A 13,151-nucleotide genomic window follows, 5' to 3' on the forward strand; every position below is an offset into this window, starting at 1 on the left:
GAGATCAAAAAATAGCCGAGTTCTTTTATTTTCGGAAGGATTGTCTATTTTTAACAAAATTTTCACTAGCCAACACCAAATGCTTCGATCTTTACCTACCCTATTTTGGGGACTTATTCTGTGCGCCAACACGGTCTTTTCCCAGGAATTTGATATATCGGGAAAAGTGGTCACCGATGAGAACACACCTCTTGGCTTCGATACGCTGCTCTTGTTAAAACCGGCAGATTCTTCCGTAGTAAAAGGAACCACCAGCGATGAGTCCGGAGCCTTTTTATTTGAATCTGTAACACCCGGAGCCTATCTCATTCGTTCCACTTACATCGGCTTTGAACCCCTTTATATGCCGCTGGAGGTCAATGGTAACGTACAGAACATTGTATTGAACATGAATCCTTTGGTGGAAGACCTTCAGGATGTTACCCTGAACGGAAGAAAACCGGTTCTTGAGAAGAAGGCAGACCGCCTGGTTTTCAAGGTGTCGAACACCACCTTTTCAGAATTATCCACCTATGAGATTCTTCAACGTACCCCCGGGGTATTGGTGATCAATGATGAAATACGAGTTAAGAACGCTGTTCCGGCCATCTATATCAACGACCGGAGGGTTTTTTTAAGCCAGGGCGAACTGCGCGGCCTCCTTCAGGGATATTCAGGTGCCAATGTCGAATCGATCGAGCTTATTCTGAATCCTCCCCCAAAGTATGATGCAGAGGGAGGTGTAGTGCTGAATATCGTAACGGGTTCGACCATTTCGGTCGGGTATAAGGGAAGTGTGAATACGCAACTCACTTCGGCGGTGTTTCCGAAATATCAGCTGGCAACCCAGCATTATTACAAAAGCGGAAGTACCAATTTCTTTGTCAACTACAGCTATAATCCAAGAAAGGAATATAAAAGAGATGAAAGCTTCGTTAACTTTTTCGACGGAAGTTCACCGGTTGAATTATGGGATACCGATTTTGAGCGCATTACGCGCTCGTACGCGCATAATATCAACAGTATTATCGATTTCGATCTTTCAGAAAACAGCGTGTTGAGCTTTAGCGGAAACGCGGTTTTGTCACCGGGCAAGACCTTCGATAATATGGCACGAACTGATATTATCGATCTGCAGGACGGACTGCAGTCTTATTTTATTACCGGAGGTGAATTGGAAAATGACAATTATACCTATACTGCTACGGCAGAGTTCAGCACCACTTTCGGAGACCGCGGGCATTCGCTCAAGATGGTGTCTTCGTATGTTTATTATGACGACGAACAGTTTCAGGCATTGGCCACCGATTTTTTCGATGCGGAAGATGCCGTATTGGACAATGAAAGCTTTAATACCCTCTCTAATCAAAAGAATAATATTTTCACCACCCAGGCTGATCTTTCCTTGAATGCCGCGAAATTACAGTGGGAGACAGGGGTGAAATATTCCAACATCAACAGCAGCAGTGGAATTGACTTCAACGGGCCATCGGTACCTGCCAATACCCAGGATGACCGCTTTAATTATGATGAACTGATCTATGCTGCCTATGCCAGCCTGGCAGGTGACTGGGATCACTGGGCACTGAGTGCCGGATTAAGGGGTGAACATACCGAAGTGACCGCTAATTCAATTGTTTTGGGCAGGGTCAACACCCAGTCGTATACCGAACTCTTTCCGACTGTTTCCCTGCAATATACCCCCTCTGATGATCATTCCTTTGCCTTTAGTTATGGCAGAAGTATAGAGCGACCGCGTTATCAGCGTTTGAACCCCTACCGTTATTATATCAACGATAACCAGTACAAGGAGGGGAATCCGAACCTGACACGTGCGATAGAAAACAAGATCTCTTTCGACTACACCCATAAGGACCAGTATATCTTCAGCCTGTATTACCAGCACGTAGACGGGGCACTCCAACTACTGTCGTTCCAGGATAACCCTAACAGACTGATCTATGATTCGGTCTTTAACCTGGAGGAAGAGTTTCAGTACAGCCTTGATTTCACCCAGTACACCTTTGCCGCGCCCTGGTGGTTTGTTTCAAGCTACATGAGCCTGTTCTATATGGAGAATACCTTCACAGCTATCGAAAGTGGTAATAGCCTCCAAAGCAACGAGACCACCGGTTTCTTTGCCCAGGTATACAATTCATTTACCGTGAGCAGTGAAGCCAATCTCACTTTAGATGCAGAACTGGAATATCTGTCAGACTATATTGTTGGATCGTATGACTTTTCCGGTCAGTTCCGTACCAACCTGACTGCCCGAAAGGAGTTGTGGAATGAACGGGCCGTGGTTACCCTGGGAATCACCGACCTTTTCAATTCTTACAATGTCCCTATGAACTCGCGTTATCTCAATCAGGATAACGGATATCTCGCCTTGCCCGAGACCCGAACCGTTTTTGTCGGATTCCGGGTAAACTTCGGAAACTTCAGGTTGTCTGACAACAACCGCTCGACCGAACCCGCAGAGATGGAAAGACTGGAAGGAGAGGGGTATTGATAGTTTTTGGTTACGGGTTACGAGTTACGAGCTACGGGTTATGAGTAAAGTTTAAAAAACACCTTATTACCTTTTTACTGCATCCCTGCATCCCTGCATCCCCGTATAACCGCATAACCATCTCACTAAAAATCCTATCTTTGCACCGCAAAACACTTAATAAGAGTACGTTGGTAAAGATCGGAGACATAGAGGTAGGAGAATTTCCCTTATTGCTGGCACCCATGGAAGATGTGAGTGACCCGCCATTCAGGAAGTTATGTAAGGAACAGGGAGCAGATGTGGTGTATACCGAGTTCATTTCTTCAGAAGGATTGATACGTGATGCGGCTAAAAGCGTGCAGAAACTTGATATCTATGAAAAGGAGCGTCCGGTAGGGATTCAGATCTTCGGAGCCGAGATGGATTCCATGCTGCAGGCGATCGATATCGTTGAGCGTTCGAACCCTGATATCATCGATATCAATTTTGGTTGTCCGGTGAAAAAGGTGGTTTGTAAAAATGCCGGAGCCGGTATCCTCCGAGACATTCCCCTTATGGTAAAACTTACCGAGGCCATGGTCAAGCGCACCAACTTGCCGGTCACGGTGAAGACCAGGCTGGGGTGGGACAGCAGTTCCATCAAGATCGTTGAGGTAGCCGAGCGGCTGCAGGATGTGGGGATCAAAGCGATCTCTATTCACGGACGTACCCGGGTGCAGATGTACAAAGGAGAAGCCGATTGGGGACCCATAGCAGAAGTAAAGAACAACCCACGCATGAATATCCCCGTTTTTGGAAATGGAGATGTGGATACGCCTGAAAAGGCGGTAAAGATGCGGGATGAATTTGGACTCGACGGCGCCATGATCGGAAGGGCAAGTATCGGGTATCCGTGGTTCTTCAATGAGGTGAAACATTATATGAAAACCGGGGAGCACCTGCCACCTCCGACCATGCAGGAACGGGTGGAAGCTGCCCGCAGACACCTGCAGATGGCCATTGACTGGAAAGGAGAGAAGCTCGGTGTTTTTGAGACCCGAAGACATTATACCAATTACTTCAAGGGTATTCCACACTTCAAGGACTATCGTATGAAAATGGTCACCAGCGATGATGCTGCCGATGTATTCGCCGCCTTTGATGAGGTGGAAGAGAAGTTTGGCGACTATCAGTTTGCTTGATAATGTTCATTTTCTATCAGTTCCTGCTGAACGTCTTTGCGAACGTAGTGAAGCAATCTTTCAGAGAGAAACGCCAGGTACCTTCAGAGTATTTGCTGATTAGGTTTTGGCAGATCGCTTCGTCAGCCAATAGTAGCCTCCTCGCGAAGGCGTTTAGGTTACATCAAAAATCCAACCTTCGGAAAGATCATTCCATTCTGAATTTTCCTGATTGATCAGTGATTCCTTTCTTTTTCTGCTGCCTGCCTTTATTTGCTTTTCCCTGTCAATTGCTTGGTTTATATCATTAAAGACCTCAAAATATACCAGTTTATTACAATTATACTTACTGGTGAATCCTTTGTAAGCTTTTGTTTTGTGCTGATAGACTCGTTTTTTAAGATTGCTGGTAACCCCCACATATAAAACGGAGTTGTTTTTATTGGTCATGAAATAAACATAGCTATAGGCATACATAACTTCAATTTAATAAAAAACGTCTTTGCGAACGTAGTGAAGCAATCTTTCAGAGAGAAACGCCAGGTACCTTCAGAGTATTTGCTGATTAGGTTTTGGCAGATCGCTTCGGCGGGTTTCATAGGCCTTCTCGCGAAGACGTCTTTGCGAGCCTCGGTATTTCGAGGCGAAGCAATCTGTCAAGGCGAAGCTCCAATTTCTATTTTAGGATATTGAAATAAAGTTCAAACAGTTCGATTCATCAGCCAATAGTGGCTTACAATGCCTACCGGCATACAAGCTTACAATGATGTTAATTAAATTCGATCAGTCGTTTGCTAATGCGGCTTGACGCGATTTTTGATGCGATTACCCCGAGCACCAGGATGGTGGCAAAAACGATCAGCAGGTTGGGAATAGTGAATTCCACCGGATAGGGCAGGGAAGGGGTTAGTTTGATCCACTGAAAGGCGATCTGGCTCCAGACCAGGAGCGAAGCAAGGGTGATGCCGATGAGTCCCCCGGATGCAGTTACCAGTACTCCTTGCAGGAAGAAGATTCGTCGTAGCTTTTTGATAGGCATTCCGATGCTGAACAATGTTTTGAGGTTGCCTTGCTTGTCAAGTATCATCATGATAATGGCACCGACCACGTTAAACAGCGCAATGATAAGCACCAGGGTAAAGATGAGATAGATAGCCAGGTTTTCGGTATTGAGCATTTTATAAAGCGCCTCGTTCAGTTGCGCCCTGTTCTTTACCGTCACCTTGTCTCCAAGAATCGATTCAATATCAGCGATTGCGCTTTCTTCAGAGGCGCCGGGAGACATTTTAAAGTTGATTCCGGTGATCTGGTTCTGATCCTTTTCCAGCAGCGGTTGCACGATATCAAGACGTGCGAAGACATATTTCCGGTCCATTTCCTCGTTGATGGCATATACCCCTGAAAGGGTTACAGGCAACTGATTGTATGGCTTTTTCTGGCTGGTAATGCCTCCCTCTCCCGGTTTGGGAGCCAGAATCTTCATCGGACTCCGGTAATCATTCACGGCTAACCCCAGCATATTGGCAATCCCGATACCGCCCACCACCTGGTAAGGGTCCTTATCGATCCAGGAACCGAAGTACAGAATGTTTTGAACAGGAATAACCCGGGTATAATTCGTATCCACAGCCTTGATCCAGGCCACATGGTTTCGTTGTTTATGGGTGAGGAAAATGCGTTCCTCGATCTCTGTAGCGTAGTGAGCAATACTCTTCAGACTGTCCAGCGAAGCGATCTCCTCCTTTTCCAGAGTAAAATATTTGCCGGTTGCTGTTATGGCCTTAAGATCCGGATCAAAGGTATTTGAAAAAGAAAGACTAAACGTTTTGAGTCCGGCAAAAGCTGAGAGCACGATAAAAAGGGCGGCTGCACCTATAACGATTACCAGAAAGGTGACCATATTGATGATGTTCACCGCATTCTTACTGCTTTTAGAGATCAGGTATCGTTTAGCTATGTACAGGGCCGGGTTCAAGGCAGACAGGTCAGGATTTCTTTCGTTTTTCCAAAAGATCAGGGTCGTCTATCGGGTTTTCTTTCCCCTTCAGAGAGCTTTCGATGCGATCGATATACTCCAATGAGTCGTCGATATAGAATTGCAGTTCGGGTACCCGCCGCAATTGATTCTTTGTGCGTTGTGAAAGGTCGTGCTTGATCTTGGGTGCGATCTCCCGTAATTCCTTCAGCAGTTCTTTCGCCTTGTCATGGGGAAAGATGCTGATATAGACCTTCCCGATCGAGAGGTCGGAGGTCACATTTACCTTGGTCACAGAGATCAGCGTTCCGGTTAGTCCGGCATCAGCTGCCACCCGCTGCAGGATTTCGGCAAGGTCCTTCTGCAATACGCCTGCTATCTTTTTTTGCCTGTTTGTTTCCATACCGACAAAAGTACGAATAAAGTACTACAGTTATACGGTTATGCGGTGATACGGTGATACAGGGATGTGGTTGTAAGGGTGTGAAGTGATAAAGTTAAAGGGTTACCGGCTGAGAGATCCGGCTAATCGTGTTCACAGAAACAAAAAACCCCCACTCTTGCAAAGTGAGGGCTTGCGCTTTAAGTGGTCCCACCTGGGTTAACTTACTATGCTCGTTGGACCAGGGGTTCCCGCTTGTGAAAATGCAAGCCACCGTCCTGCTTCGCAGAACACACATTTTTTGTTTCTCTTCCACCTTCCAAAAGCAAGCTTTTGTCTGTTCCACAAAAACAAAAAACCCCCACTCTTGCAGAGTGAGGGCTTGCGCTTTAAGTGGTCCCACCTGGGCTCGAACCAGGGACCACCTGATTATGAGTCAGGTGCTCTAACCAACTGAGCTATAGGACCCTTTCGGTATGCACATTCAAAGTACATAAATATTCCGAAAATTGGAGTGCAATATTACTATTAATTCTTTAAGAGTGCAAAACTTTTGTCAGGCAAAATAAAAGAACTGCTTTTGCCTATTCCTCTATATCCTGACATAGCTCCACTAAAACGCCGTTGGTATTCTTCGGGTGTAAAAATGCCACCCATTTATTGTCGGCTCCGCGCTTCGGGGTTTCATTCAATACCACAAAGCCCTCCTCTTTAAGTCTGTTGATCTCGATCTGTATATCAGCAACCGCAAAGGCGATGTGATGAATTCCTTCCCCTTTCTTTTCTATGAATTTCGCGATCGGACTATCATCCTTAGTGGCTTCCAGCAATTCGATCTTGCTTTCACCCATCTCGAAGAATGAGGTTTTAACCCCCTCTGAGGCTACCTCTTCTTCCTTATACGGTGCGACACCGAGCAATTTGGTGAACAGATCGTTTGAGGCGGCAAGGTCTTTAACGGCAATGCCCAGGTGTTCTATTTTGTTCATCGGTTCAATTTTAGTGTTACAAAATTAGCAAGATATTGGCTGATAGCTAATTTTGATCTGGCTAAGCGCAATTTAAACGAATATAAAAAACCCTCTTGGTTAAAAGAGGGTTTCGAATATATAGAGATGCCTTGCGGCTGTTTATTTTACACGCTGCATCCACGCTCGCGGCTCGATTTTTCCGTGTTCGTCCACAGAGATCAGGCGGTCTTCTGAGAGTACCCAGTAACCATCGTTTTCCATCTGAACATTTTCGTTCTCGATGTCATCGATCTCGATCTGTCCGTTGTCATTGATCTCCCAATACAGCTCTTCAGTTTCGGTTTCTTCATCATCAAGGTCATTGACTACTGTGAGATAGGCCACGTTATTCTTTCTGAAATCGAAGGTGATGTGAACTTCCTCCAGCGCTGTTTCCACTAGTCCGGACACGCTTCTGGCAACCATCCTTTCAAAAAAGTTCATTTCTTCTGCCTCTTCCTCAATGGCTCCTTTGATGTCGATCTTGAATTCGTATACTCCGTATACGTCTCTCTCTGAAAAGCTTCCTTGTGCATATAGTCCCGTTGCCAGGAACATCATGATTAATGCGATAACTGTTGGTTTCATGTTGATGTGTTTTCAAGGAAGACGAAACAACAGTATAATTGTTACAGCATTCCCTGAATTCGTTCAGCACAGTGTTATCAAATCACCCTTTTTCAAAGCGATTGCACTGATCTAGTCTTCAGCTACCTTCACCAGCATTTTTCCTTTATTTTTCCCCTCGAATAGTTCTAAAAAGGCTTTTGGGATATTATCAAACCCTTCCCTGATGGTTTCCTCATAGGTGAGCTTCCCCTCTTTTAACCATTGACCTAACTGTTGCACCCCCTCCGGGAATCGATCCTGAAAATCCCCGATGATAAAACCCTGCATCTTAGCACTGTTCTTGATCAGAAAGACTTCCGGACGCGGACCGGTGGGCATTTCGGTCTCGTTGTAAAGGGAAATGGCCCCGCAATTCACGATGCGGGCAAACTTGTTGATGTTCTTCATGACCCCATCTGAGATCTCCCCGCCTACATTGTCGAAATATACATCGACTCCGTCCGGACAAGCCTTATTAATGGCGGCAGCCATATCATCGGTGGTGTCGTAATTGATGCCCTCATCGTATCCGAATTTTTCCTTGATCATGCTGATCTTTTCATCGCTTCCTGCGATGCCAACCACTTTCATTCCCAGGATCTTTCCGATTTGCCCCACAGTACTACCAACCGCTCCGGCAGCTCCTGAGACCACCAGAGTTTCGCCCTTCTCGGGCTCTCCGATCTTGGTAAGTCCGAAGTAGGCTGTTAACCCCGTCATTCCAAGAACCCCCAAAAAAGCAGAGAGCGGTGCCAGATTCTTATCTGCTTTATTCAGGTCTTTTCCGTCGGAGACCTGGTACTGTTTCCATTCCAGCATCCCGGAAACGTATTCTCCCTTTTCAAAATCTTTGTGCTTTGATTCGATCACCTCAGCGATGATACCCGAAGCAATGGGTTTTCCGACTTCGAAGGGCGGAATGTATGATTTACCTTCGCTCATACGTCCTCTGAGGTAGGGATCTACCGAAACATAAATCGTTTTGAGCAGGATCTCTCCTTCTGAGGCTTCGGGCCTCTCTTCCTCGGAGAACTTAAAATTTTTGTCTGTGGGCTTTCCGGTCGGCCTGCTGGCCAGTTTAATGACTTTGTTCATATGCTTTTATGTTAGTGGAAGTTAAAAAGGCAGGGAGTTTCGGGAAGGATAATCAGTCCGTTCTTAAAAATACGTATTTCAACTGATACATAGAAATAAGGAAGCAAGATACCGACCAGGTCAGCACGTATGATTCTACTTATTCCAGACGCTTCGCTCATAGTTCATCCAGAACGAGGCTTCGCTTTCATACTTGTCATCCAGGTATACAAAATTAGGCACCTTGAGATCCCTGAGGGAATCGATTAGCTGATAGGTGAGGTTTTTGGCCTTGAAGTTTTCCAACACCTGAAGATGGGCCCGCTCAACCTGTTTGCGAAAATTATCCTTGCTGAGGTAATCCGGATATTGAGCCATGGGATAAGGAGTACCAGAGAGCACAGAGCGCACCGGCTGACTGACCTCCAGCTGATCGGCATAGTAGCGGTAAGTTGCCGCTGCTGTCCCGAATGTATTGCCTAACAGCGCTTTGACCTTTCGTTTGTAGATATCCCAGGTGGAAACATGCATACGGTAATTGTCGCTGATACGGTATTTGAATATGGCGAGTTCGTCGGTTACATCGGGAATGATGAATTGCTTCTGACGGTGATGTGTCAGGGTTACCGAGTACTTCAGGCTTTTGATAAGTTTTCCGGTAGGATAATCATCGATGCGTATCAATTCAGGGGAATGTCTTTTTTTTCCTGAAGGGAAGAAGATCAGGTAAGTATAATCAGGGTCGGTAAAAGGAAGCAGCTCTTCGAAGTCATGGATGTTGCGTGTACGGAAACCGGGTATATCTGCCATACCACAACCTCTGGTGCAGAACATGAGCAGGTAAAAGGCCATCGCCTGCCATTCATAGATCGTTGAAACGTTTTCGATAGCCGTCCGCATTTCGGCAAAACTGGTCAGTTGAGATTTTCTGGTGCTGATGTCCTTTCTTTTAAGTTCCCGATCCAACTCAAACCGTTGTTTTACAATCCCTGCTCTCCACGCTTCGTTCATGATAGAACGTATCTTATTCAGGTAACTGTTGAATGATGAGCCGCTCAACGAGGAGAAACTATTTTCCCTGAATAATCTCAGTAGGTTGTGATCTATGGCAGAGAAGGGCAGGGGTTCTTCGGTATCATCGTTTCTATAACCCGTATAATTCTTCAGACCCTGAATGGCATACCGGTAATCAAGCAAAGTGGGCTGGCTTTTGGTCTCTTTCAGGTGATGATCCAAAAAATCATCGACCGTTTCGATCACTGCCTTTCCCTTCAGTTTCATCAATAACTGTTTACGGGTCAATAACCCTTGGGCATACTGTGTTTCGGCTTCCTGTTTACGAGTCTGTAATTTTTTCAGTTCAGAGTTGATCTGATCTTCTGCGGAAGTGCCTGAGTTGACAGGCCCGGTTTCCTCTGGCCAATGTTCCGGAAGACACCTCAGACCGGTTCTTATCTTCCGCCTGAAGGAACGGCCGTCTGAAAGATCAAAAATGACCGGGCAAAGACCTTGTTTGTCGGGAACGGCTAATAATTTCAGTCGAATGGTCATATTTTAGTGTACAATAAGAGTTACAAAAGTAGCGGAAGATCATCGTCGAATTAAAAATACACTAAATATTTGATTACGTGGTTAATCGCTTCTTTTTTCTCCCGGTATGTTAAAGGAACTATTCCCTTTGGGTGCATTTCATCGATGAAATTTCGTAAATACATTTTATAAACCATCAAGTGTTTTAATAGAAAAAAGGTGTAAATACAAGCTAATTAACCTGATAGCATCTGTAAGGGGAAACTGTTGAATATTTCAGGGTCTGACAGTGATTTGTTTCCAGGGCAGACCGGCTCTTATCTCTTTTAAAGGCAGGTCTGATAATTGATACTTCCGGGATTCTTTTTCCGGAAATTTAATACGTAACTTATTAGAAAATCAACGCAATGCACTGGCACTATTTTTTGATATTGATTCTTATGATACAGACAGCAACCCTTTTCGATTTTAACGAACAAACAAACGCTGATTCCTGGGAGTCAGAAAACGACGTGGTCATGGGAGGTCGCTCTGAGGGCGGACTGAAAATAGGTCCTGACGGGAATGGTGTTTTCTCCGGAAGTGTGTCTTTGGAAAACAACGGCGGTTTTTCGATGATTCAGCATCGACTAACGCCTAAGTCGGTAAGTCAGTATTCGGCCGTGGTGCTGAAGGTGAAAGGCGATGGGAAACGTTACCAGTTCAGACTTCGGTCTGAGATCTCTCAGCGACATGCCTATATACAATACTTTGAAACGACCGGCGACTGGCAGGAGATCACGCTTCCTTTTGAAGATTTCTATGCAACCTTCCGCGGAAGAGAGCTTGACCTTCCGAATTATCCCGGAGAGCAACTGGAATATATCGCGATTCTCATAGGAAATGGAAAACCTCAGGATTTTACTTTACTGATCGATCATATTGGCCTGCGATAGGCCATCTGAAATATATCTTAAGGGTTAACCTTCTCCCGATTTTCTTTCTTACGTACATAATACACCCTTACTAAGTATACTTCGTTCTTATAGGTAGCTATACTGTGTACGCTCATACTGTCTTTATGTGTAAATAAAGGAGTCATGCTATCGAAAAGTTTCACGGTTCTTTTTTGTGTTTGCCATTCGATATCAACCACCGAGTCATTCACGACTTCCCAATTGCCTTTCTTTAACCTGCTGATATCCCGGGCCGCAACCCCGTCAATTTTAAGGGTGTCATAACGATGGGCGTCGTGAGAATAGGCGCCATTGCTCTGGAATTCCATATAACTGTTCGGAATCTTATTCTTAACAAAGGGAGGTGGCGATGCCACCACTACCTGATGAAGAGTGAAAGTCTTTACATCATAAGGTTCCCATATTCCCGGCAAAAGGCTGTTGAGATCTTTCTTTTCAGATGAAATAGCAGGGGTTTCCTGGCTTAAGCAGATCAGGGGTAAAAACAACAGGAACAAAATTTTCATAATCGGGTGGTTAAAAAGTCAAATCTAGAAATAAAATCCAGGGGATCATTGTATAAATGGAAGAGCGGATTAAGTTACCCGTTCCTGGCCCTGCTTCACAACATTTCTGACATCACTCACAACTCTTTGACAGTCTGAAAGTCAATTATTCGCTACCTTACCCAAAAGCTTCCAAAACATGAAAAATTTTTTTTATGTAGGAATACCGGTGATCTTGCTTACCCTGCTGATGGCTTTTCGCAACAGTGATGTGCAATCATTTGGAGAGTTCATGCGGGGTCAGCCGGTGATCGACGTACATGTTCACCTCACCAAAGGAATAGAGGGCAACGAAGTGTATACCAACGGCACCTTTCAGGAGGGTCCGCAATTGGATGAGGTACGCCTGCAATACCTGCAATACGAATTCAATAATAACAATGTGGTGCTCGCCATCGGTGGCGGGGTACCTAAATACGCAGCCCTGTACGGAAAGAAGGAACCCCGTATCTGGAGTGGACTCATCTTTCCCTGCAGCAAGCTGGTTGACGACGAGGAACCCTGCGAGAAGGAGTTCTTAGGTTATGAAGAATTGAAAGCGCTTTATGATGAACAGGGTTTTCGGGCTATGGGAGAGTCGCTGTACAATTACTATGGAATACCTCCTACAGACCCCCGCCTGGCCCCTTACTGGAAATTTGCAGCAGAACGTAACCTTCCCGTTGGAATCCATTCCGATTCCGGTCCGAACCGGGTCGACGAAAAGGAACGTCCGCATTTCAATCCCGAATTTGCCAATCCTGAAGCGCTCAGACCCGTTCTGGATCAATACCCCAACCTGAAGATCTATCTGATGCATTACGGGAATGATTATACCGATGAGGCCATTGCCCTGATGAATGACTACCCGCAGATCTATTGTGACATTTCAGCCATCTCCATCTTACTGCCTAAAAGGTTATGGGAACAGAACCTGAGAAAACTCTATGCCGCCGGCCTGGGAGACCGCTTGATGTTTGGCTCTGATTACTTTGGAACCACACGGCAACACCTGAAAGCCATATTTGATATCGGCTGGCTCTATGAAGAACAAAAGCGAGATATTCTATACTACAATGCCGCCCGTTTTCTCGAACTCTCAGAAGAGGAGATCAGGCAACATCATGCCTGGGTGCGGCCGAGGTAGGTTGTTTGGGAATGGTTAGTCGTGAGTCGTGAGCAGAGATCTTGCCTGTCGTGCAGACAGCGGGGCCAGCTGCGGCGTTGGCCACTATTCGGTAAAATTATTTTCTAAGTGGCTGAGTTACTAACAATCATAATATCCTTCGCCCCTGCAGGGCTCTGGGTGACATTATTGCTTATAGATGTTCCTGGAAGTTGTACCGCCCACTCTTAGCCCTTAACCCTTAGCCCTTAGCCCTTAACCCTTAACCCTTAGCCCTTAACCCATAACCCGTAACTCACAACTAAAGCAGGCAAAGGAGCGAAGGAGCAAAG

Annotated in this window: 12 protein-coding genes and 1 tRNA gene; 4 read left to right on the forward strand and 9 right to left on the reverse strand. The window is 45.6% G+C overall.

All coding sequences use genetic code 11. From position 1 onward, the window contains the following. Positions 1-79 precede the first annotated feature (79 nt). Together K7R10_RS14065 and dusB are read left to right on the forward strand one after the other, a co-directional pair. Complete coding sequence (locus K7R10_RS14065; RefSeq protein ID WP_224485367.1) at positions 80-2,491, forward strand: outer membrane beta-barrel family protein; 2,412 nt, start codon at positions 80-82, stop codon at positions 2,489-2,491. 170 nt (positions 2,492-2,661) lie between these two features. Further along, entirely contained in the window at positions 2,662-3,654 is a 993-nt protein-coding gene (dusB, locus tag K7R10_RS14070; RefSeq protein WP_224485462.1) for a tRNA dihydrouridine synthase DusB, read from the forward strand. A 153-nt stretch (positions 3,655-3,807) separates the two neighbouring features. Here dusB and K7R10_RS14075 read toward each other — a convergent pair whose 3' ends face one another. From K7R10_RS14075 to K7R10_RS14110, 8 genes are all read right to left on the reverse strand, one after another. Further along, a complete protein-coding gene (locus K7R10_RS14075; RefSeq protein WP_224485368.1) occupies positions 3,808-4,110 on the reverse strand; it encodes a GIY-YIG nuclease family protein in 303 nt (100 codons plus the stop codon). 292 nt (positions 4,111-4,402) lie between these two features. Then, positions 4,403-5,608, reverse strand: a complete 1,206-nt coding sequence (locus tag K7R10_RS14080) for an ABC transporter permease (RefSeq protein ID WP_224485369.1) — start codon at positions 5,606-5,608, stop codon at positions 4,403-4,405. Between the two features lie 10 nt (positions 5,609-5,618). Beyond that, positions 5,619-6,011: a 30S ribosome-binding factor RbfA gene (gene rbfA / locus K7R10_RS14085; RefSeq protein ID WP_224485370.1), complete on the reverse strand. Its 393-nt coding sequence runs from the start codon at positions 6,009-6,011 to the stop codon at positions 5,619-5,621. Positions 6,012-6,384: 373 nt separating this feature from the next. Continuing rightward, positions 6,385-6,458: transfer RNA gene (locus K7R10_RS14090), tRNA-Ile, on the reverse strand. 116 nt (positions 6,459-6,574) lie between these two features. Continuing rightward, a complete protein-coding gene (gene mce, locus K7R10_RS14095; RefSeq protein ID WP_224485371.1) occupies positions 6,575-6,979 on the reverse strand; it encodes a methylmalonyl-CoA epimerase in 405 nt (134 codons plus the stop codon). Between the two features lie 141 nt (positions 6,980-7,120). Next, the gene (locus K7R10_RS14100) at positions 7,121-7,588 is read right to left on the reverse strand and encodes a hypothetical protein (protein ID WP_224485372.1); all 468 of its coding nucleotides are present in this window, start codon (positions 7,586-7,588) and stop codon (positions 7,121-7,123) included. Positions 7,589-7,699: 111 nt separating this feature from the next. Next, the gene (locus K7R10_RS14105) at positions 7,700-8,704 is read right to left on the reverse strand and encodes an NADP-dependent oxidoreductase (protein ID WP_224485373.1); all 1,005 of its coding nucleotides are present in this window, start codon (positions 8,702-8,704) and stop codon (positions 7,700-7,702) included. Between the two features lie 135 nt (positions 8,705-8,839). Further along, positions 8,840-10,234, reverse strand: coding sequence for a phage integrase SAM-like domain-containing protein (locus K7R10_RS14110; protein ID WP_224485374.1), 1,395 nt, complete (start codon positions 10,232-10,234; stop codon positions 8,840-8,842). 419 nt (positions 10,235-10,653) lie between these two features. Between K7R10_RS14110 and K7R10_RS14115 the strand changes: the two genes are divergently transcribed. After that, positions 10,654-11,148 carry a CIA30 family protein gene (locus tag K7R10_RS14115; RefSeq protein WP_224485375.1) on the forward strand — a complete coding sequence of 165 codons (495 nt, stop codon included), beginning with the start codon at positions 10,654-10,656 and terminating at the stop codon, positions 11,146-11,148. A gap of 17 nt (positions 11,149-11,165) precedes the next feature. Here K7R10_RS14115 and K7R10_RS14120 read toward each other — a convergent pair whose 3' ends face one another. After that, entirely contained in the window at positions 11,166-11,675 is a 510-nt protein-coding gene (locus K7R10_RS14120) for a hypothetical protein (RefSeq protein WP_224485376.1), read from the reverse strand. A gap of 178 nt (positions 11,676-11,853) precedes the next feature. Between K7R10_RS14120 and K7R10_RS14125 the strand changes: the two genes are divergently transcribed. Beyond that, positions 11,854-12,840: an amidohydrolase family protein gene (locus K7R10_RS14125; protein ID WP_224485377.1), complete on the forward strand. Its 987-nt coding sequence runs from the start codon at positions 11,854-11,856 to the stop codon at positions 12,838-12,840. The last annotated feature ends 311 nt before the right edge of the window (positions 12,841-13,151 follow it).

The sequence above is a fragment of the Robertkochia aurantiaca genome, assembly GCF_020166495.1.
Classification (GTDB): domain Bacteria; phylum Bacteroidota; class Bacteroidia; order Flavobacteriales; family Flavobacteriaceae; genus Robertkochia; species Robertkochia aurantiaca.

Coding starts and splice junctions, on each gene's coding strand:
- K7R10_RS14065 (WP_224485367.1), top strand. CDS start 80: ATGCTTCGATCTTTACCTACCCTATTTTGGGGACTTATTCTGTGCGCC.
- K7R10_RS14075 (WP_224485368.1), bottom strand. CDS start 4,110: ATGTATGCCTATAGCTATGTTTATTTCATGACCAATAAAAACAACTCC.
- rbfA (WP_224485370.1), bottom strand. CDS start 6,011: ATGGAAACAAACAGGCAAAAAAAGATAGCAGGCGTATTGCAGAAGGAC.
- mce (WP_224485371.1), bottom strand. CDS start 6,979: ATGAACAAAATAGAACACCTGGGCATTGCCGTTAAAGACCTTGCCGCC.
- K7R10_RS14100 (WP_224485372.1), bottom strand. CDS start 7,588: ATGAAACCAACAGTTATCGCATTAATCATGATGTTCCTGGCAACGGGA.
- K7R10_RS14105 (WP_224485373.1), bottom strand. CDS start 8,704: ATGAACAAAGTCATTAAACTGGCCAGCAGGCCGACCGGAAAGCCCACA.
- K7R10_RS14110 (WP_224485374.1), bottom strand. CDS start 10,234: ATGACCATTCGACTGAAATTATTAGCCGTTCCCGACAAACAAGGTCTT.
- K7R10_RS14115 (WP_224485375.1), top strand. CDS start 10,654: ATGATACAGACAGCAACCCTTTTCGATTTTAACGAACAAACAAACGCT.
- K7R10_RS14120 (WP_224485376.1), bottom strand. CDS start 11,675: ATGAAAATTTTGTTCCTGTTGTTTTTACCCCTGATCTGCTTAAGCCAG.
- K7R10_RS14125 (WP_224485377.1), top strand. CDS start 11,854: ATGAAAAATTTTTTTTATGTAGGAATACCGGTGATCTTGCTTACCCTG.